At 72.2% G+C, this 18828-nt stretch carries 20 protein-coding genes; 11 read left to right on the top strand and 9 right to left on the bottom strand.

The genetic code is table 11. The annotated features are described in order from the left end of the window. Positions 1–11 precede the first annotated feature (11 nt). From ACZ3IJ_RS27065 to ACZ3IJ_RS27050, 4 genes are all read left to right on the top strand, one after another. Positions 12–779, top strand: a complete 768-nt coding sequence (locus ACZ3IJ_RS27065) for an SDR family oxidoreductase (protein WP_361678071.1) — start codon at positions 12–14, stop codon at positions 777–779. Between the two features lie 148 nt (positions 780–927). Further along, positions 928–2502, top strand: coding sequence for an ABC transporter substrate-binding protein (locus ACZ3IJ_RS27060; protein WP_467472283.1), 1575 nt, complete (start codon positions 928–930; stop codon positions 2500–2502). An 80-nt stretch (positions 2503–2582) separates the two neighbouring features. Next, positions 2583–3266 carry a uracil-DNA glycosylase gene (ung, locus tag ACZ3IJ_RS27055; protein ID WP_467472281.1) on the top strand — a complete coding sequence of 228 codons (684 nt, stop codon included), beginning with the start codon at positions 2583–2585 and terminating at the stop codon, positions 3264–3266. Positions 3267–3380: 114 nt separating this feature from the next. After that, positions 3381–3854, top strand: coding sequence for a hypothetical protein (locus ACZ3IJ_RS27050; RefSeq protein ID WP_467472279.1), 474 nt, complete (start codon positions 3381–3383; stop codon positions 3852–3854). Positions 3855–3941: 87 nt separating this feature from the next. Here ACZ3IJ_RS27050 and ACZ3IJ_RS27045 read toward each other — a convergent pair whose 3' ends face one another. Further along, positions 3942–4406 (bottom strand): hypothetical protein, encoded by a 465-nt coding sequence (locus ACZ3IJ_RS27045; RefSeq protein ID WP_467472277.1) that lies wholly within the window; start codon positions 4404–4406, stop codon positions 3942–3944. A gap of 127 nt (positions 4407–4533) precedes the next feature. Beyond that, a complete protein-coding gene (locus ACZ3IJ_RS27040) occupies positions 4534–5133 on the bottom strand; it encodes a TetR/AcrR family transcriptional regulator (protein ID WP_467472276.1) in 600 nt (199 codons plus the stop codon). A gap of 82 nt (positions 5134–5215) precedes the next feature. On the opposite strand from ACZ3IJ_RS27040, the gene ACZ3IJ_RS27035 reads away from it, so the two are divergent. Further along, complete coding sequence (locus ACZ3IJ_RS27035) at positions 5216–6421, top strand: FAD-dependent monooxygenase (protein ID WP_467472274.1); 1206 nt, start codon at positions 5216–5218, stop codon at positions 6419–6421. Between the two features lie 64 nt (positions 6422–6485). Then, a complete protein-coding gene (locus tag ACZ3IJ_RS27030; protein ID WP_467472271.1) occupies positions 6486–7391 on the top strand; it encodes a Gfo/Idh/MocA family protein in 906 nt (301 codons plus the stop codon). On the opposite strand, the gene lnt is transcribed toward ACZ3IJ_RS27030, so the two are convergent. Further along, entirely contained in the window at positions 7315–8967 is a 1653-nt protein-coding gene (gene lnt, locus ACZ3IJ_RS27025) for an apolipoprotein N-acyltransferase (protein ID WP_467472270.1), read from the bottom strand. The two genes, ACZ3IJ_RS27030 and lnt, sit on opposite strands and share 77 nt — an antisense overlap. Before the next feature lie 144 nt (positions 8968–9111). Continuing rightward, the gene (locus ACZ3IJ_RS27020; RefSeq protein ID WP_467472268.1) at positions 9112–9549 is read right to left on the bottom strand and encodes a nuclear transport factor 2 family protein; all 438 of its coding nucleotides are present in this window, start codon (positions 9547–9549) and stop codon (positions 9112–9114) included. A gap of 82 nt (positions 9550–9631) precedes the next feature. On the opposite strand from ACZ3IJ_RS27020, the gene ACZ3IJ_RS27015 reads away from it, so the two are divergent. Then, on the top strand, positions 9632–10231 hold the full coding sequence (locus ACZ3IJ_RS27015; RefSeq protein ID WP_467472267.1) for a flavin reductase family protein: 600 nt from the start codon (positions 9632–9634) through the stop codon (positions 10229–10231). 13 nt (positions 10232–10244) lie between these two features. Here the strand turns inward: ACZ3IJ_RS27015 and ACZ3IJ_RS27010 are convergent, their stop codons facing one another. The 3 genes from ACZ3IJ_RS27010 to ACZ3IJ_RS27000 form a co-directional block, all read right to left on the bottom strand. After that, positions 10245–10460 carry a hypothetical protein gene (locus ACZ3IJ_RS27010; RefSeq protein WP_260227218.1) on the bottom strand — a complete coding sequence of 72 codons (216 nt, stop codon included), beginning with the start codon at positions 10458–10460 and terminating at the stop codon, positions 10245–10247. Positions 10461–10572: 112 nt separating this feature from the next. Further along, positions 10573–11448, bottom strand: coding sequence for an undecaprenyl-diphosphate phosphatase (locus ACZ3IJ_RS27005; protein ID WP_385852935.1), 876 nt, complete (start codon positions 11446–11448; stop codon positions 10573–10575). A 109-nt stretch (positions 11449–11557) separates the two neighbouring features. Next, on the bottom strand, positions 11558–12019 hold the full coding sequence (locus ACZ3IJ_RS27000) for a winged helix-turn-helix transcriptional regulator (RefSeq protein ID WP_467472265.1): 462 nt from the start codon (positions 12017–12019) through the stop codon (positions 11558–11560). A gap of 117 nt (positions 12020–12136) precedes the next feature. Here ACZ3IJ_RS27000 and ACZ3IJ_RS26995 point away from each other — a divergent pair, with 117 nt between their 5' ends. Further along, the gene (locus ACZ3IJ_RS26995) at positions 12137–13306 is read left to right on the top strand and encodes a thiolase family protein (protein ID WP_467472264.1); all 1170 of its coding nucleotides are present in this window, start codon (positions 12137–12139) and stop codon (positions 13304–13306) included. Between the two features lie 78 nt (positions 13307–13384). Here the strand turns inward: ACZ3IJ_RS26995 and ACZ3IJ_RS26990 are convergent, their stop codons facing one another. Next, positions 13385–14179: a TVP38/TMEM64 family protein gene (locus tag ACZ3IJ_RS26990; protein WP_467472263.1), complete on the bottom strand. Its 795-nt coding sequence runs from the start codon at positions 14177–14179 to the stop codon at positions 13385–13387. Positions 14180–14247: 68 nt separating this feature from the next. On the opposite strand from ACZ3IJ_RS26990, the gene ACZ3IJ_RS26985 reads away from it, so the two are divergent. From ACZ3IJ_RS26985 to ACZ3IJ_RS26975, 3 genes are all read left to right on the top strand, one after another. Then, the gene (locus tag ACZ3IJ_RS26985) at positions 14248–14955 is read left to right on the top strand and encodes a DNA alkylation repair protein (protein ID WP_467472261.1); all 708 of its coding nucleotides are present in this window, start codon (positions 14248–14250) and stop codon (positions 14953–14955) included. Positions 14956–15219: 264 nt separating this feature from the next. Continuing rightward, complete coding sequence (gene tuf / locus ACZ3IJ_RS26980; RefSeq protein ID WP_467472259.1) at positions 15220–16389, top strand: elongation factor Tu; 1170 nt, start codon at positions 15220–15222, stop codon at positions 16387–16389. Between the two features lie 183 nt (positions 16390–16572). Then, positions 16573–17418, top strand: a complete 846-nt coding sequence (locus ACZ3IJ_RS26975; protein ID WP_467472258.1) for a spermidine synthase — start codon at positions 16573–16575, stop codon at positions 17416–17418. 34 nt (positions 17419–17452) lie between these two features. Here the strand turns inward: ACZ3IJ_RS26975 and ACZ3IJ_RS26970 are convergent, their stop codons facing one another. Next, on the bottom strand, positions 17453–18820 hold the full coding sequence (locus tag ACZ3IJ_RS26970; protein WP_467472256.1) for an MFS transporter: 1368 nt from the start codon (positions 18818–18820) through the stop codon (positions 17453–17455). Between the last annotated feature and the right edge of the window lie 8 nt (positions 18821–18828).

Below are 18828 nucleotides of genomic sequence, written 5' to 3'. Positions count from 1 at the left end.
AGGAGACGTAGATGAGCACGAAGGAACTGCCCGAGCTGTCCGGCAAGGTCGCTCTGGTCACCGGAGCCAGCCGGGGCATCGGCTACGGCGTCGCCGAGGCGCTGGTCGCCCGCGGCGACCGGGTCTGCATCACCGGACGGGGTGAGGAGGCCCTCAAGGAGGCCGTGGAGCGCCTCGGCTCCGACCGGGTCATCGCCGTACCCGGCAAGGCCCACGACGAGGCCCACCAGGCCGCTGCCGTCGAGGCGACCATGGAGGCCTTCGGCCGGGTCGACTTCCTGGTGAACAATGCCGGAACCAACCCGGTTTTCGGTCCGATCGCCGAACTCGACCTGAATGTCGCACGTAAGGTCTACGAGACGAATGTGATCTCGGCGCTCGGATTCGCCCAGCTGACCTGGCGCGCCTGGCAGAAGGATCATGGCGGCGCGATCGTGAACATCGCCTCGATCGCCGGTATCTCCGCTTCGCCCTTCATCGGGGCGTACGGGATGAGTAAGGCGGCCATGGTCAATCTGACCCTTCAGCTGGCCCATGAATTCGCGCCGGTGGTCCGCGTCAACGCGATCGCCCCCGCCGTCGTGAAGACGAAGTTCGCCCAGGCCCTCTACGAGGGCCGGGAGGCGGAGGCCGCCGCCGCGTACCCGCTCGGCCGGCTCGGGGTCCCGGAGGACATCGGTGGGGCCGCCGCCTTCCTCACCTCCGCACAGTCGGACTGGATCACCGGCCAGACGCTGGTGGTCGACGGAGGGCTTTTCCTCAACTCCGGCGTCGAGTGACCGGTATCCGGACACTTTCTTGAATTCCTGACCGGTTTGACCCCGGTTGATCGTTGAATGCAACAAGTGCCCCGCCAGGGTCGAACATTGACCTGGCGGGGCGCTGCGGTATGGTCGGCCGACCCATGGCTGAACGAGGAGCGTGCACGTGTTCAACCGGACCAGTCTGCAGGCCGCTGCAGCCCTTGCGTCCATATCCCTGGTGTCCGGATGCAGCCTGTTTTCCGACAATGCCTCCACCGGGGAGCAGAGGCTCGTCGTCGGCACGACGAGTTCTCCCACCACGCTTGATCCGGCAGCAGCCTGGGACAATTCCTGGGAGCTGTTCCGAAATGTCTTCCAGACGCTGGTGAGCTTCCCGACCGGCAGCACCTCCCCGCAGTCCGATGCCGCGGACTGCAAGTTCACCGACACCGCCAGCCGGGTGTTCGAGTGCAAGCTCGAGGACGGCCTCACCTTCTCGAACGGGAACAGACTGGACGCCAAGGCGGTCCAGCACTCGATCGAGCGCATCCGGAAGATCGACGTCGAGGGCGGCCCGAACGGGATGCTCGGCTCGCTCGACAAGATCGAGACCGTCGACGCCCGTACGGTCGTCTTCAAGCTGAACAAGCCCGACGCGACCTTCCCCTTCATCCTCGCCACCCCCGCCATGTCCCTGGTGGACCCGGCGGAGTATCCCTCCGACAAGCTCCGTGAGGACGGCGGTCTCACCGGTTCGGGCCCGTACGTCCTCGACTCGTACACCGAGGGCGACAAGGCCGAGCTGACCAAGAACCCCTCCTACAAGGGGTTCGCGGACCGCAAGAACGACGGCGTGACCATCCGGTACTTCGCGGAGTCCGAGCCGATGGTCGAGGCGCTGAAGAAGAAGGAGATCGACGCCACCTACCGCGGCCTCACGGCCGAGGAGGTCGTCGACCTGCAGGACAGCGACGCCAACAAGGAGCTCCAGCTCGTGGAGTCCACCGGCGCCGACATCCGCTACCTCGTCTTCAACGCCCAGGACCCCTCGGTCGCCAAGGAGCCCGTCCGCAAGGCGATCGCCCAGCTCGTCGACCGTGAGGAGCTGGTCGCCAAGGCCTACAAGGGCACCGCGGAGCCGCTGTACTCCATGGTCCCCAAGGGCATCGTCGGCCACACCACCGAGTTCTTCGACCGCTTCGGCGAGCCCAGCGTCCCCAAGGCCCGCGAGATCCTGCGCGAGGCCGGGATCAAGAAGCCCGTCGCGCTGACCTTCTGGTTCACCACCGACCGGTACGGCTCCGGCACCGCGCTCGAGTTCGCCGAGCTCAAGCGCCAGCTGGACGCCTCCGGTCTCTTCGAGGTGACCCTGCGCAGCAAGCCGTGGAAGGAGTTCGCCGCCGGCTACCAGAAGGGGCAGTACCCGGTCTTCGGCCGAGGCTGGTTCCCCGACTTCCCGGACGCGGACAACTTCATCGCCCCGTTCGTCGGCAAGCAGAACGCGCTGGGCACGCCGTACCTGAGCCCCGAGATCACGGACGAGATCCTGCCGAAGTCGCGTCGCGAGAGCGACCGCGGGGCGGTCGTGGCCGAGTTCCGCAAGGCCCAGGAGATCATGGTGGAGGACGTGCGTCTCCTCCCGCTGTGGCAGGGCAAGCTCTACATCGCGGCGAGCGAGGACATCGGCGGCGCCGAGCGCGCGCTCGACCCGCAGACCGTCATGCAGATGTGGGAGCTCAACCGCCGGACCAGCTGGTAGGCGGCCCGAGCGGAACCGTTGTCAGTGGCCCCCGGTAGGTTCTCGGACGTACAAGAGATCGCCTACCGGAGGTTGTTGACGTGACCGACACCGACATGCTGCCCGAGTCCTGGCGCGGCGTCCTCGGCGAAGAGCTGCAGAAGCCGTACTTCAAGCAGCTGACCGAGTTCGTCGAGGAGGAGCGGGCCAAGGGGCCGGTCTACCCCCCGCGGGACGAGGTGTTCGCCGCCCTGGCGGCGACCCCGTACGACAAGGTGAAGGTCCTGGTCCTCGGCCAGGACCCGTACCACGGCGAGGGGCAGGGGCACGGCCTCTGCTTCTCGGTCCGTCCCGGTGTCAAGACGCCGCCCTCCCTCCGGAACATCTACAAGGAGATGCAGGAGGAGCTCGGCCACCCCGTGCCGGACAACGGCTATCTGATGCCGTGGGCCGAGCAGGGCGTCCTGCTGCTCAACGCGGTCCTCACCGTCCGGGCCGGCGAGGCGAACTCGCACAAGGGCCAGGGGTGGGAGAAGTTCACGGACGCGGTGATCGCCGCGGTGGCCTCCCGGCCGGACCCCGCGGTCTTCGTGCTCTGGGGCAACTACGCGCAGAAGAAGCTCCCGCTCATCGACGAGGAGCGCCATGTCGTCGTGAAGGGCGCGCACCCCTCGCCGCTGTCGGCGAAGAAGTTCTTCGGATCCCGTCCCTTCACGCAGATCGACGCGGGGATCGCGGCCCAGGGCCACCAGCCTATCGACTGGCGGATCCCGAACCTCGGCTGAGGGCCTTGAGCCCGCCCGGCTGACAGGCTCGGGGTGCCACCCGAGCCTGTGCCGGATCGGGGGCCGTGACGGTTAGCGTCGGAGCCCCTGGACGGAGAGCGTGTGGAGGCCGCAGTGACCGAGCAGCAGCGGGCGTCGGACGACGGCGTCATGACCCGGATCGGGCAGGCGACGATGCTGCTCCACGGCGGGGACCGCGAGGAGGCCCGCAACCGGTTCGTGGAGCTGTGGGCGCAGATCGGCCCCGACGGCGATCCGCTGCACCGCTGCACGCTCGCGCACTACATGGCGGACGCGCAGGACGACCCGGACGCCGAGCTGGCCTGGGATCTGCGGGCCCTGCTGGCGGCCGAGGGGCTGAGCGAGGAGCGGCTGGCCGCCCACGACGCGACGGCCGCGCTCCGCGCCCTGTACCCCTCGCTCCACCTGAACCTGGCCGCCGACTATCTCAAGCTCCAGCAGCCCGACGCGGCCCGGGTCCATCTGGACCGGGCCCGTGCGGCCTCGGACGCCCTGGACGACGACGGGTACGGCAACGGGGTCCGCGCCGCGATCGACCGCCTGGAGGTACGGCTCCGCTCGCGGTGACGACGGGCGTTGCGGGGCGCGCCCGTACCGGTTCGGTGCTCTTCGCGCCGGGGAGCGTGTGTGCGCCCGCCCCGTCAGGTTCCCGTTTCAGCGCGCGTACGCGTCCTCGCAGACCTTCGACTGCACGCTCTCGGGGTGCCAGCCCCCGTACTGCGCGCCGAGCCGGCACACATCGGCCCGTGAGCGGGGCAGCTCGGGCACCTTTGGCGGCCGGGGCGCCTTGGTCCGTCTCTGTTCCCGTGGCGCGGACGACTCGCGCTGTGTACTGCCCGCGCCCTGCCGTACGCCGGTCCCGTTCCGCTCCCCCGACTCCCGGGGCTTCCCCGGCTTCGCCCGCGGAGACGGCGGCGGGGGAGCGGGGAGCGCGGCCTCCAGGGCCTCGCGGGCCGGGCCCTCGACGATCTGCGGAGCGACCTCCACGCGGGGGGCGGGGCTGCTCGTCTCCGGGGCCGGTGGAGGCGCGGCGGGCGGCGGACCGACCGAGACGCAGCCGGTGAGCGCGGCGACCGCCGCCCCGACCAGGAAGCTCGCTGTGGTTCTCGTTGCATGCACCGCGCCACTCTGCTGGCCGGACGGTGATCTTCGCGCCCCTACCGGCGGGGAATGCCCCGCACGGGTGACCTCGGCGATGTGGACGACCGGACCCCGCCGCTCCCGCCGTTCCCGCGTTCCAGGGCCTTCAGCGGCCGAGCATGCCCCGCAGCAACTCCTCGAATCCGGTCCGCAGTTCGTCCCGGCCGGGCACGGTGGAGTGGAAGGAGCCGGCGGCGCAGGAGAACATCAGCCCCTCGCACCAGGCGATCAGTGAGAGGGCATGCCGTTCGGGGGCCGGGGAGCCCGCCCCGGCCATCATCGCGATCAGCGGCCCGTGGAAGGCCGCCGACCCCGCCGCGTCGAAGAAGGAGCGCAGCTCGGGGCGGCGGGTGGCCTCCAGGGCGAGTTCGTAGCGCGAGACGAGCAGCGACCGGTGGTCGGTGAGATATCGATGCAGCGCCAGTGCCAGCGCGTCCACGAGCGCGTCGAGCCCGCGCCCGGGGTCCGGCATCTCGTGCGGGGCGAGCACGCGCGCCTCCAGTTCGACCTGCCGCCGTACCGCGGTCTCCAGGAGCGCCTGGCGGGTGCGGGCGTGGTTGGAGGTCGACCCCTGGGGGAGCCCGGCCCGCTCGTCGACGGCTCGATGGGTCAGCCCGCGCATCCCCCGTTCCACGAGCAGTTCGAGTGCGGCGTCGCCGACGCGTGTGGTGCGGGAGGGGGCGGAGGCGGGGGTGGGGGCCGTCATGGGCACAACCTACTACCGGTGCGACTACGGCTGTAGTACCTTCGAGGGGCGTCACTACACCTGTAGTTTCCCAGGAGGAGTCATGGATCAGCACCGTGCCGTCGTCGTCGGAGCCGGCATCGGCGGACTCACCGTCGCCGTCGCGCTCCACCAGGCCGGCTGGGACGTCACCGTCCTGGAGCGCGCCGCCGCCCTGACCCCCGTGGGAGCCGGCATAGGGCTCGCCCCCAACTCCCAGCGCGCGCTGGACGTCATCGGCCTCGGCGACCGTGTCCGCGAACTGTCCGCCTGGCAGGGCGACGGCGGCATGCGCGCCCCCGACGGCCGCTGGCTCGCCCGAACCAGCGCCAAGGCCGCCGCCGAGCGCTTCGGCGGCCCGCTCGTCCTGCTGCACCGTGCCACCCTCGTCGAGATCCTCACCTCCGCCCTCCCCGAAGGGGTCGTACGGACCGGAGCCGCCGCGTCCCTCGTCGATCCCGGCGACGACGGACGGCCCGCCCTCGTCAGGACCGCCGACGTGGACGGGGACGGAGGCCGGGAGATCGAGGCCGATCTCGTCGTCGGCGCCGACGGCATCCGCTCCACGCTCCGCCGCTCCCTCTTCCCCGCCCACCCCGGCCCCGCCTACTCCGGCTTCACCACGTGGCGCGTGGTCGTCCCCGCCCCCGACCGGCCCTTCGCCCCGCACGAGACCTGGGGCGGCGGCCGCCTCTGGGGCACCCAGCCACTCAAGGACGGCCGGATCTACGCCTACGCGATGGCCGCCGCCCCGGAGGGCGCCCACGCCCCCGACGACGAGAGGGCCGAACTTCTCCGCCTCTTCGGCGACTGGCACCAGCCGGTCCCCGAGATCCTCGCCGCCGTCGAACCGGCCGACGTGCTGCGGAACGACGTGCACCACCTGATCGACCCCCTGCCCGCCTTCCACCAGGGCCGTGTCGCCCTGCTCGGCGACGCCGCCCACGCCATGCAGCCCACCCTCGGCCAGGGCGGCAACCAGGCCATCGAGGACGCGATCGTCCTCGCCCACCACATCGCCCGGGGAGTTCCGCCGAGCCGCGCCCTCACCGCGTACACCGCCGACCGGCTGCCGCGCACCACCGCGATCGTCCGCAAGGCCGCCCGCACCGGCCGGCTCACCCTGATGAGCGCCCCACCCGCCGTCGCCCTGCGCAACGCGCTCATCGCCGCCGTCTCACGGTTCGGCCCCGGACTCGTGCTGCGCGGCTTCGACGGCATCGCCGACTGGCGGCCCCCGCTCGCCGACGAGCGGGCCCGCGTAAGCTGACCAGCGCGAACGGCGGGCCGTAGGCCGCCGGAGAGAGCACACCAACAAGCGCTAGGGAGACCCCGTGAAGGTCGGCTGCATCGGACTCGGCGACATCGCTCAGAAGGCATATCTCCCCGTCCTCGCCGCCCTCCCCGGGGTCGAACTCCACCTCCAGACACGGACGAAGACCACCCTGGACCGGGTCGCCGAGATCCACCGCGTGCCCGGGAACCAGCGCCACGGCGACCTCGACTCGCTGCTCGCCGCCGGGCTGGACGCGGCGTTCGTGCACGCGCCGACGGACGCGCACCCCGAGATCACCGCCCGGCTCCTCCAGGCCGGCGTACCGACGTACGTCGACAAGCCGCTGGCGTACGAGTACGCCGACTCCGAACGGCTCGTGGAGCTCGCCGAGGCGCGCCGGGTGAGCCTGGCCGTCGGGTTCAACCGCAGGCTCGCCCCCGGCTACGCGCAGTGCCTGGACCACCCGCGCGAGCTGATCCTCATGCAGAAGAACCGCGTCGGCATGCCCGAGGACCCGCGCACCCTCGTCCTCGACGACTTCATCCACGTCGTCGACACCCTGCGCTTCCTCCTGCCGGGAGACGTCGAGCACACCGACGTACGCGCCCGGATCAAGGACGGGCTCATGCACCACGTCGTGCTCCAGCTCTCCGGGGACGGCTTCACCGCCATCGGCATGATGAACCGGATGAACGGCTCCACCGAGGAGATCCTGGAGGTCTCGGGCCAGGACACCAAGCGCCAGATCCTCAACCTCGCGGACATCGTCGACCACAAGGGGCAGCCGACGACCCGCCGGCGCGGCGACTGGGTGCCGGTGGCCCGTCAGCGCGGCATCGAGCAGGCCGTCCTGGCGTTCCTCGACGCGGTACGGGACGGGACGACGCTCAGCGCTCGCGACGCCCTCGCCACCCACGAGCTGTGCGAGCGCGTGGTGCGCGAAGCTCTGACGCAGGCCTCCTGAGGGCCCCCATGCCCTCGGCGGCGCAGAGCGCGGCCAGAACGCTGAGGGCGCCGTACAACACCCAGTCGCCGTACCGGACGTACCCCGTCGTCCCCCGCGCCAGCGGTACGTCGTAGACGGCGGCCGCGCTCCGGTCGGTGCCCAGGGGCCTGCCGACCCGGCTGCCGTCCGGCGCGTACACGGCGCTGACACCGGTCAGCGTCGCGTGCACCACGGCCCGCCCGGACTCCGCCGCGCGCAGCGCCCCCAGCGAGGCGTGCTGCGCGGGCGCCCAGCTGTCCTGGAAGGTCGACGTCGCCGACTGGGCGACGAGCACGTCGGCGCCGTCGCGGGTCAGCCGGCGGCTCATGTCGGGGAACGCCGACTCGAAGCAGACCAGCGGGCCGATCCGCAGCGGCGGCCGGCCGTCCTCGGCCGGCAGGGTCATCACCACCGGCTCCGTCCCGCGCCGCCGGTCCTCGCCCGCCGCCTTGCCGACCGAGGTCACCCAGCCGAGCACCGGTCGCGCCGGGATGTACTCGCCGAACGGCACGAGCCGCATCTTGTCGTACCGGTCGCCCGTCGGCCCCTGCGGCCCTATCAGAACACTGCTCTTGAAGATGCCCGGCCGGTCGGCGCGGCGGGCGTCCACATTGACGAGGATCGGCGCGTCCACGGCACGCGACAGGGCGGACAGCCGGGCCGCGAGATCGGTGCGCGCGGTCAGGTCGGCGCCGACGCTGCTCTCGCCCCAGACGACCAGATCGAGATCCTGGCCGGCGAGCTCCCTGGTGAGCTCCTCACCCCGGGCGAACCGTTCCTCGGCGCCGGCCGGCCCGTCGTACATCCCCGGCTGGACGACGGCGATCCGCGCCGTGCCCTGCTCGCGCGGTGGTGTGACGCCCCACCAGACCACGCCCACGGTGAGGGCGCACACCACAAGGGCTACCAGGCCCGTGAGGCGCACGGCAGCCGTCGACACCACGAGCAGGGCCACAGCGGTGTTGACCGCCACCACGAGCAGCGAGACCAGCCAGACGCCGCCGACGGAGGCGAGGCGCAGCGCCGGTTCGACCTGCCACTGACTGGCGCCGAGGAGCCCCCAGGGCCCGCCCAAGCCCTCCCAGGACCGGGCGAGTTCGATGAGCAGCCAGCCGGAGGGGACGACGAGGATCGCGGCGGCGGCACGCAGGCCGGAAGGACCGTCTCCGAGCATCGCGCGCACAAGCCATCCCCACGGCAGCCACAGCAGACCGAGCAGCGCGGCGATGACGAGGATGAAGACGTGCAGACTCGGCATCAGCCACTGGTGCACGGCGAGCACGAACCCGACGCCGCCCAGCCAGCCCTCGAGGGCCGCCCGGCGCGCGGTGGACGCGGTGCGGAGCAGCAGCAGCCAGGGGACGAGCGCGACATAGGCGAGCCACCACAGCCCCGCCTCCGGGAACGCCAGCGCCGGCAGGGCACCGGCGACGACCGCGAGCACGGCGCGGGCGGCGCCATGCGACGTCACGGGCACCGGGAGCGGACCGGTGCGGGTGCGTGCGCCGCTGCCGGGCGCGGCCGCGCTGTCGCGACGGCCGAACGGATTCCGCATGCGGCGTCGCCTCCAGGTGTCGCCTCCAGTGTGCGCCGTACGACCGCCGCGGCCCCACGGGCGCCACGACCGGACGACCCCTACGGCCGTACGACGGTCAGGCCGTACGGCGCCCTACGAGCGCGTGCCAACCGCCTACGGCCGTCAGAGGCGGCGCCACCTCTCCTCGACGACCACGGAGCGCAGCCGCCAGCCGCCGTCCGTCCGGGCCAGCGTGAACGTGTACCGGCCGCCGCAGACGAAGTCCTCGCCCGACTCGAAGCGCATCGGGTTCACGTAGTCGGCGCGGACGTCCGCGCTGTCGCCCGGGTAGCCGCCGAGGTCCTGGATCCGTACCCGGCGGTTCACGATGAGGTGCTGGCGCACCGGGAAGAGCCGCATCGTCTCCGCGAGCCAGTCGGCGACCTCTGTCGCGGGGCCCTCGACCCCGCCGGAGCCGCGGTAGTCGGCCCGGCCGTCGCGGGTGAACAGCGCCCGGTAGCCCGCCCAGTCGGAGTCGTCCACGGCCACCGCGTACCCGGTGACGAGGTCGTCGATGGCCATCCGGTCCATCACGGTCGCGAGGTCCACGCGCTGCGTCATCGCTTCAGTGTCGGGCAGCGGAGGCGGGGCGCCAAGAGCCGTGCGTCGGAGGTGTGGTCGGATACCGGTCATACTTCTCGGCATGCGTATCGACTTCGATCCCGACCGCAGTGACCGGAACAGTTTCTACCGGCTGCTCACCGCCACCGTCGTGCCCCGGCCCATCGCCTGGATCTCCACGACGTCGGCCGACGGGACCGACAACCTCGCACCGCACTCCTTCTTCACGATCTCCTCGGTCACGCCCCCGGTGGTGCAGTTCACCTCGGTGGGCCGGAAGGACTCGCTGCGGAACATCGAGGACACGGGCGCGTTCGTCGTGAACCTGTCCCCGGAGCCGCTCTTCGAGCAGATCAACGCCACGGCGACGGACTTCCCGCGCGGCGTGAGCGAGTTCGACGCCTGCGGGGTGGAGCGCGAGCCGAGCCTGCGGATCAAGCCGCCCCGGGTGGCGTCCTCACCGGTCGCGCTGGAGTGCGAGCTGCACAGCACACTGCGGATCGGGGACTCGACCGTCGTCTTCGGGCGGGTGGTGCACGCGGCGGTGGACGAGTCCGTGATGGTGGACGGCCACCCCGACATCACGCTGATGCGCCCGCTGACCCGGCTCGGCCGGAACGAGTGGGGGACCCTGGGCGGCATCCGTGAGATCGCCCGGGTCCCGTACGACCCCGAGGTCTGACGCGTCACGCGGCTCAGGCGGCCTCCCAGCGGTGCGGGCGGCCGCCGCGCCACTCCACCAGGTGCGGATCGTCGAGGATCATGTCGGCGTCCTCGAGCCCCGCTCGGCGCAGGAACTCGACGAGGTCGGTGTCGTTGTGCGCCAGGCCCACGATCTGGCCGCGGACGGTGACGCGCCGCCCGCCGTCGGGGGACGGGCGGTGCACGACGATGGGGGGTTGCCAGGCCATGGTTCCAGGGTGCGACGCGCCCCCGAAGATCGCCCGGCGGAGACCCGGTCCCGGCGGAGTCGACCTTGCCCCGGCCGGCGGCGCCGGCCCGAGCCCACCGGCGCCGGCCGGGTCAGCTGCCGGACTCGCCCGCGTGCGGGCTCAGCGTGTCCGTGCCGACCAGGATGAAGAGCAGGATGCCCAGGGCGATCCGGTAGATCACGAACGGCATGAAGCTCTTGGTCGTGATGAACTTCATGAACCAGGCGATGACGGCGTAACCGACGGCGAACGCGATGATCGTCGCGAAGATCGTCGGGCCCCAGGACACATGGCCGCCCTCGGTGGCGTCCTTCAGCTCGAAGACACCCGAGGCCAGCACGGCGGGGATGGCGAGCAGGAACGAGTAGCGGGCCGCCGCCTCGCGGGTGTAGCCCATCAGCAGACCGCCGGAGATCGTCGCGCCCGAGCGGGAGACGCCGGGGATCAGGGCCATCGCCTGGCAGATGCCGTAGATCAGGCCGTCCCGTACACCGAGGTCCTTGAGCGTCTTGCGCTCGCGGGCCGCGCGGTGCCGGCCGCCGGCCTCGTCGCGGGCGGCGAGCCGGTCCGCGACGCCGAGGACGATGCCCATCACGATGAGCGTCGTGGCGATCAGCCGCAGATCGCGGAACGGGCCCTCGATGTGGTCCTTCAGCGTCACACCGAGCACGCCGATCGGGATCGAGCCGACGATGACGAGCCAGCCCATCTGCGCGTCGTGGTCGCCGCGCATCGACTTGTCGCGGAGCGAGCGGAACCACGCCGAGACGATCCGGGCGATGTCCTTGCGGAAGTAGATCAGGACCGCGGTCTCCGTGCCGATCTGCGTGATCGCGGTGAAGGCCGCTCCCGGGTCCTCCCAGCCGGCGAACGCGGCGGTGAGGCGGAGGTGCGCGCTGGAGGAGATGGGAAGGAACTCCGTCAGCCCCTGGACGAGTCCGAGGATGAATGATTCGAACCAACTCATGGGGCTAGGGCCGTCCCGAATGTGCTCGTGCGGTCAGAAGAGGCGGTCGGATCGGAGATCGACCGCCGGTCGTTGCGCAGCGTACCGTCCCTGGGTGAAGCCCTTGATCTCAGGTCTCCACAGGGCCCTTGGTCGTCCAGCCGGGTGACCGCACGTGGTGGGTCAGGCTGGCGGGGTCGGCCTCGCCACCGCAGCAGGCGCAGACGACGCGCGGGCTGAGCACCTCGCCGCAGCTGTGCTCCAGGAGCACCGGGCGGTCCTCACCGTTCAGATGGCGATCGCCCCAGGCCATCAGCGTCAGCAGGACGGGCTGCAGCTCCTTCCCGGCGAGGGTGGCGCGGTACTCGAAGCGCGCCGGGCGCTCGCTGTACGGCACCTTCTCCAGGATCCCCGCCTCCACGAGCCGCTTGAGGCGCGCGGTGAGGATGTCGCGGGGCGCGCCCGTGTTCCGCGCGATGCGGTCGAAGCGGTGGACGCCGAGCGAGATCTCACGCATCACCAGCAGCGCGTACTTCTCACCGACGAGGGCGAGGGTGTCGGCGATCGAACAGGGGCGGGGAGCGGCCTTCATGCGCCCAGCCTAAGGGAGCGGGCATCGGTTGGTTTGAAAATCAAACCGACTGGGCTATGTTACTGGCAGGTGTAGGTCCAGTTTTCCAACTCACCAGGTGAGCGAGGAGCCGTCATCATGCGCGACGCCGTCATCGTCGAAGCCGTCCGTACGCCCATAGGCAGGGGGAAGGCCAACGGCGCCCTCTCCGAGGTCCACCCCGTCGCCCTGCTCTCCCACACCCTCAAGGCGCTGATCGACCGCAGCGGCATCGACCCCGCGCTCGTCGACGACGTCATCGGCGGAACGGTGGACCAGGTCGGCGAACAGGCCATGAACACCACCCGGTACGCCTGGCTCGGCGCCGGCTTCCCCGAGTCCGTGCCCGCCACCACCGTCGACCGCCAGTGCGGCTCATCCCAGCAAGCGGTGCACTTCGCGGCCCAGGGCGTGCTCTCGGGGGCGTACGACATCGCCGTCGCCTGCGGGGTCGAGTCGATGAGCCGGGTTCCGATGTGGTCGAACGTGCCGCCCGGGGCCGACCCCTTCGGACCGGGCGTCGCCGCGCGCTACCCCGAGGGCCTCGTGCCGCAGGGCATCAGCGCGGAGCTGATCGCCGCGAAGTGGTCCCTCGGGCGCGAGGCGATGGACGAGTTCGCCGCCGCCTCGCACGCCAAGGCCGCGCGGAGCTGGGAGGCCGGGCTCTTCGACGCGGAGGTCGTCCCGTACGGAGAGGTCCGACGGGACGAGTCGGTGCGGCCCGCGACGACGACCGAGATCCTCGCGGGGCTCCGGCCCGCCTTCGAGGACCCCGGATTCGCCGAGCGCTTCCCGCAGATCGACTGGTCGGTGACGGCCGGCAACAGCAGCCCCACCAACGACGGAGCCTCCGCCGTGCTCGTCATGGCCGCCGAGACCGCCGAGCGGCTCGGGCTGCGCCCGCTCGCCCGGCTGCACGGCTTCGCGGTGACCGGTTCCGATCCGCTGCTCATGCTCACCGGCGTCATCCCCGCCACGGAGAAGGTGCTGCGTCGGGCCGGGCTCGGCCTGGAGGAGATCGACCTCTTCGAGATCAACGAGGCGTTCGCCAGCGTCGTGCTCGCCTGGCAGCAGGAGACCGGAGCGGACCCGGCCAGGGTCAACGTCCACGGCGGCGCCATCGCGCTCGGCCACCCGCTCGGCGCGAGCGGCACCCGGCTGACGACCACCCTGGTCCACGCCCTGCGCGCACGGGGAGCGCGCTACGGCCTCCAGGCGATGTGCGAGGCGGGCGGCCTGGCGAACGCGATGATCGTCGAGGCCCTCTGAGGCAGGGCGTCTCCGAGGATCGGCGGACCTTCCGGCTCGGCGGACGTCAGCGGACCTTGAGGGCCGGCGGACCCGGCGTCAGTGGACCTCCCGGGCAGCCGCCGACTCCAGCCGGCGCTCAGGTGCGGGCCCGGAGGGCGCGGCGGGGGACGGGGAGGCGACCGCCGTCGCCTTGGCCCCCAGGCCGTGGCGCTTGCGCCAGGCAACGGCCGCCGCGCCCAGGCCGGACACGACGATGAAGCCCATCGACACGAGGAACGCGGGCGACGTCGGTGACCCCGCCTGGCTGCCCGCCACCACGTACGCCGCGGTGTTCGGGATCGATCCGAGCCCGGTGGCCAGCAGGAACGGCGCGTACCCCATCCGGGAGACCGCCGCGCAGTAGTTGGCCGCTGCGAACGGCACCCCGGGGAAGAGCCGGATCGCCAGCATCGAGCGGAAGCCGTGCCGGCTCAACTGGCCGTCCGCGGCCGTCAGCCAGCGGCCCCGCAGCAGCTGCCGCAGCGCGTCCTGCCCCAGCAACCGCCCCAGCGTGAACGAGATGCCCGCCCCGAGGACCGTTCCCGCCAGCGCGGCCGCCAGCCCCGCCTGCATACCGAACAGCGCGCCCGCCGCAAGGTTCAGGATCGGTCGCGGTACGAAGGCGGCGGTGCACACGCCGTACGCCAGAGCGAACAGCACCACCGCGCCCGCGCCGCTCGCCTGCGGCGGCCAGCCGGCCGCGAGCAGCCGCTGTGGCTCGTACAGGACCACGGTCGTCGCCGCGCCGACGAGGAGCGCGGCGAGCAGGGACAGCCGCGACCAGGGCGAGAGCAGAGCCCGGGAGCAGCGCAGAGCGAGGGAGCCCGGCGGTCGGGTGACGGGGGCGAGCATCCGGGGAGAGTAACCGAACCACCCATGTGATCGCCGTAATGTCCGTCATCCGCCGTACTGTGAGCCGTATGACGTCCGAGCCGCCCGCCGTCCCCGCCAGTGCCCTCGCCGACACCGTGCTCGGGCGTCTCACCGAGGTCTATCCCGCTGCCGGTGACCCGTTCCGGGCCCAGGAGATGGTGGCGTACATGAAGGGCGTCGCCCCCTTCCTCGGCATCCGCACCCCCGAGCGGCGCGCCCTCTCCCGCACCGTCCTGGAAGGCACCCCGCGCCCCGACGAGGCGGACTGCGCGGCCGTCGCGCTGCGCTGCTTCGCCCTCCCGGAGCGCGAGTACCACTACTTCGGCGTCGACTACCTGCGCCGCCACGTCACGCGCTGCTCCTCCGGCTTCCTGCCCGTCGCCCGGCACCTCGTCACCACCGAATCCTGGTGGGACACCGTCGACCACCTCGCCGCCCACGTCGTCGGCGGGCTCGTCGCCGCCGACCCGCGGCTCGCCGCGCGGATGGACGAGTGGATCGAGGACGACGACCTCTGGGTCGCGCGGACCGCGCTGCTCCACCAACTCCGGTTCAAGGGCGCCACCGACACCGAGCGGCTGTTCGCCTACTGCCTGCGCCGGGCCTCCGACACGGACTTCTTCCTCCGCAAGGCGATCGGCTGGGCCCTGCGCGAGTACGCCAAGACCGGCCCCGACGAGGTGCGCGCGTTCGTCGACGGAAACCGGGAGAGGTTCGCCCCGCTCTCCGTGCGCGAGGCGCTCAAGCACCTCTGAACTCCCCCTCGGCGGAAAATCGTTCGACGTCCGACGCCCGTCCCGGGATGATCGTGGGCATGTTCCGGTACGCCTTCCTCGCAGCACGGACCGCAGTCGCGGCCGCGCCGAAGGCTGCCGATCTCCTCGTTCCCGGCACGGCAGCCGCATTCGACGGCGCCCGAAGCTGACCCTCCCCGGATCGTCCGGCGGACCCCCCAGGGGGAGGGTCGGTCAGGCCACGGGGTCCCCTCACACGCTTCGAGCTCAAGGAACGAGCGAAACATGTCCAAGACGGCGTACGTGCGCACCAAGCCGCACCTGAACATCGGCACCATGGGCCACGTCGACCATGGCAAGACCACTCTGACCGCCGCCATCACCAAGGTCCTCAGCGAGCGCGGGACCGGCACGTTCGTGCCCTTCGACCGGATCGACCGCGCGCCCGAGGAGGCGCAGCGCGGCATCACCATCAACATCGCGCACGTCGAGTACGAGACCGACACCCGCCACTACGCCCATGTCGACATGCCCGGTCACGCCGACTACGTCAAGAACATGGTCACGGGCGCCGCCCAGCTCGACGGGGCGATCCTCGTCGTCTCCGCGCTCGACGGCATCATGCCGCAGACGGCGGAGCACGTCCTCCTCGCCCGCCAGGTCGGCGTCGACCACATCGTCGTCGCGCTCAACAAGGCCGACGCGGGGGACGACGAGCTGACCGACCTGGTCGAGCTGGAGGTGCGGGAGCTGCTGTCCGCGCACGGCTACGGCGGCGACGCCGTCCCCGTCGTCCGGGTCTCCGGGCTCAAGGCGCTGGAGGGCGACCCACGTTGGACCGCCTCGATCGAGGCGCTCCTGGACGCCGTGGACACGTACGTGCCGATGCCGGTGCGCTATGTGGACGCCCCCTTCCTGTTGTCCGTCGAGAACGTGCTCACCATCACGGGCCGCGGCACCGTCGTCACCGGCGCGGTCGAGCGTGGGACGGTGCGGGTCGGCGACCGCGTGGAGGTGCTCGGCGCGGAGACGGAGACGGTCGTCACCGGCGTGGAGACCTTCGGCAAGCCCATGGAGTCCGCCGAGGCCGGTGACAACGTGGCCCTGCTGCTGCGCGGTGTCGCACGCGACACGGTCCGCCGCGGGCACGTGGTGGCGGCGCCCGGCAGTGTGGTGCCGCGCCGGCGGTTCACCGCGCAGGTCTACGTCCTGTCGGCGAAGGAGGGTGGTCGTACCACCCCCGTCTCGACCGGCTACCGCCCGCAGTTCTACATCCGGACCGCGGACGTCGTCGGCGACGTCGACCTGGGTGAGCAGGCCGTCGCGCGGCCGGGCGACACGGTCACCATGATCGTCGAGCTCGGACGTGACGTACCGCTGGAGCCCGGCCTCGGTTTCGCGATCCGCGAGGGCGGCCGCACGGTCGGCGCGGGCACGGTCACGACGGTGGACTGACCGCACGCGTACGGGCGGGGCCCCGCATTCCGTACCCACGGAGTGCGGGGCCCCGCCTTGCGGGACGGACGGGACCACCGGCGCCCTGGGGCGGAGGGCTCGCGTCGCGGCGCCCCGTGCCGGTCGGGCTCGGGCCGCCCGCCCGCGCGGAGGCGGCCCGTGGTCTGTGGGCACAATGAGAGCGTGAACGAGCAGATACCCGTCATCCGGGACGTCGACGGCGGCACCGCCCGGCTCATGCCCGACGTCGACCGCGAGCGGGCCTGGCTGCTCACGGTCGAGGGCGCTCCGCAGTCGTACGTCGACCTGGACGATCCGGCGTACCTGGAATTCGAGTACGCGCGCCGGCTGGCCCACGTCCTCGACAGCGCCGCGGACGAGGGCGAGCCGCTCGCCGTCCTGCACCTCGGCGGCGGTGCGCTCACCCTGCCCCGGTACGTCGCGTCCACCCGCCCAGGCTCCCGCCAGGACGTGGTCGAGGCCGACCGGGGCCTGCTCGACCTGGTCACCGAGCACCTGCCGCTGCCGGACGGCTCCGGTGTCGCCGTGCACGGCGCCGACGCCCGGGCCTGGCTGGAGGGCGCGCCCGCCGCGTCGGCGGACGTGCTCGTCGCCGACGTCTTCGGAGGCTCGCGCGTCCCCGCGCACCTGACCTCCGTGGAGTACGCCCGCGAGGCCCGGCGGGTGCTGCGGCCGGGCGGGATCTACGCGGCCAACCTGGCCGACGGGGCGCCGTTCGCCTTCCTCCGCTCCCAACTGGCCACCTTCGCGGCCGTCTTCCCCGAACTGGCGCTGATCGCCGAGCCCGCGGTGCTGCGCGGCCGCCGTTTCGGCAACGCCGTCCTCGTCGCCTCCGACCGCGAGATCGACACGGTGCGCCTGGCCCGGCGGGCGGCGGCGGACGCGTTCCCCGCGCGGGTGGAGTACGGCGACACCCTGACGCGCTTCACCGGCGACGCCCGGCCGGTGAGCGACCCGGACGCCGTGCCCTCTCCCGTACCGCCGGGCGGGGCGTTCAGCGTGGGGTGACGGCGGCCGGGGCGGTGGCCGTGCCGGTGCCGGGTCAGCGGGCCGTGTCCGCGCACCCACTCGCGGGCGCAGGCGCGGGCGTGGGCGTGGGCGAGGGCTCCGGCGCGGGCGTGGGCGAGGGCTCCGGCAGAAGGGGAGCGGCGGGACCGGAGGCGATCTGCTTCGTGCGCCGCGTCAGGTTCCTCACGTCCGGGACGAACAGCACCAGCGCCGTCACGACCACGATCAGGACCGCTGAACCCCACAGCGCCTGACTCCGCCCGAAGACGCTCTCCGCCGGGCCCGCCAGAGCGGTGGACAGCGGAAGCATGGCCGTCGACCCGAACCAGTCGTACGCGGCGACCCGGGACAGTTTCTCCTCGGGGATCTCCTGGTGCAGCGTCGTCATCCACGCCACACCGAAAACCTCGATGGCGACCCCGCTGACGAACATGGCCGCCGAGAGCCCGACGACGTCGAGCGGAACCGCGAGCGCCGCCGAGGGCAGGGCGATCGGGAAGACGCCCAGGGTGCCGACGAGCAGCATCCGGCGCGGCTTCCAGCGCATCATCAGCAGCGCGCCGCTGAGCGTCCCGACGCCGAACGCGGCGAGCGCGAGCCCCCACGGCTTGGCGCCGCCCAGCTCGTCCCGGGCGACCAGCGGTCCGTACACCGACTCGGCCGCGCCGACCAGGGCCACGACGATGGAGAACTGGGCCACGATCGACCACAGCCACGGCCGCCCGACGAACTCCTGCCAGCCCTCCCGCAGATCGGCGAGAAGTCCCCCGCCCGCCTCGCGTTCGCGGATGTGGCTGACGTCGAGGAAGGCGCGCAGCGCACCGGCGGCGGCGAACGCGGCCGCGTCGATGGCGAGGACCCAGCCGGGGCCGACGGCGGCGATCATCGCGCCGCCGAGAGCGGCCCCGCCGATGCCGGCGCCGTGCATCGCCATCCGGAAGAGCGCGAAGGCGCGGCTGACCTGCTCGCCGCTGACGCTGGACATCAGCATGCCCTCGGCCGCCGGGCTGAAGAACGCCTGGCCCGTTCCGCACAGCGCGGTCAGCAGCATCATCTGCCACAGCTGCGGCTCGCCGGCGAGGACGAGGACGGCGAAGGCACCCTGCGAGACGCAGTTCAGGGCGTTGGCGGCCACCATCACGCGGTGCCGGGGTATGCGGTCGGCGACGGCGCCGCCGATGAGGAGGAAGAGGACGAGCGGCAGTGTCCTGGCCGCCGCCACGAGACCCACGTCGCCGCCGTCGCCGCCGGTCTGGATCACCGCGAACGCCGCCGCGATCAGGGCGCCGTGGGTGCCCAGGTTGGTGACGATCGCTGCGGCGGTCAGCAGGATGTAGTTGCGGCCGGCCCATTCGGGGCGGCGCGAGCGCGGGGTGCGGGGGGAGGCGGCGGCAGTACTCACTCCGGGAC

It is taken from the genome of Streptomyces sp. NPDC013317, from assembly GCF_055563155.1.
Note: the sequence above shows the minus strand (reverse complement) of the source record. Positions and strands in the feature narration are given on the sequence as shown.

Bases quoted from the DNA above. Each gene is read 5' to 3' on its own strand.
- ACZ3IJ_RS27040 (WP_467472276.1), bottom strand. From the start codon at position 5,133: ATGACGGCCCCCACCCCCGCCTCCGCCCCCTCCCGCACCACACGCGTC.
- ACZ3IJ_RS27020 (WP_467472268.1), bottom strand. From the start codon at position 9,549: ATGACGCAGCGCGTGGACCTCGCGACCGTGATGGACCGGATGGCCATC.
- ACZ3IJ_RS27010 (WP_260227218.1), bottom strand. From the start codon at position 10,460: ATGGCCTGGCAACCCCCCATCGTCGTGCACCGCCCGTCCCCCGACGGC.
- lnt (WP_467472270.1), bottom strand. From the start codon at position 8,967: ATGCGGAATCCGTTCGGCCGTCGCGACAGCGCGGCCGCGCCCGGCAGC.
- ACZ3IJ_RS26985 (WP_467472261.1), top strand. From the start codon at position 14,248: ATGACGTCCGAGCCGCCCGCCGTCCCCGCCAGTGCCCTCGCCGACACC.
- ACZ3IJ_RS27015 (WP_467472267.1), top strand. From the start codon at position 9,632: ATGCGTATCGACTTCGATCCCGACCGCAGTGACCGGAACAGTTTCTAC.
- ACZ3IJ_RS26995 (WP_467472264.1), top strand. From the start codon at position 12,137: ATGCGCGACGCCGTCATCGTCGAAGCCGTCCGTACGCCCATAGGCAGG.
- ACZ3IJ_RS26990 (WP_467472263.1), bottom strand. From the start codon at position 14,179: ATGCTCGCCCCCGTCACCCGACCGCCGGGCTCCCTCGCTCTGCGCTGC.
- tuf (WP_467472259.1), top strand. From the start codon at position 15,220: ATGTCCAAGACGGCGTACGTGCGCACCAAGCCGCACCTGAACATCGGC.
- ACZ3IJ_RS27005 (WP_385852935.1), bottom strand. From the start codon at position 11,448: ATGAGTTGGTTCGAATCATTCATCCTCGGACTCGTCCAGGGGCTGACG.
- ACZ3IJ_RS27035 (WP_467472274.1), top strand. From the start codon at position 5,216: ATGGATCAGCACCGTGCCGTCGTCGTCGGAGCCGGCATCGGCGGACTC.
- ACZ3IJ_RS27065 (WP_361678071.1), top strand. From the start codon at position 12: ATGAGCACGAAGGAACTGCCCGAGCTGTCCGGCAAGGTCGCTCTGGTC.
- ACZ3IJ_RS27000 (WP_467472265.1), bottom strand. From the start codon at position 12,019: ATGAAGGCCGCTCCCCGCCCCTGTTCGATCGCCGACACCCTCGCCCTC.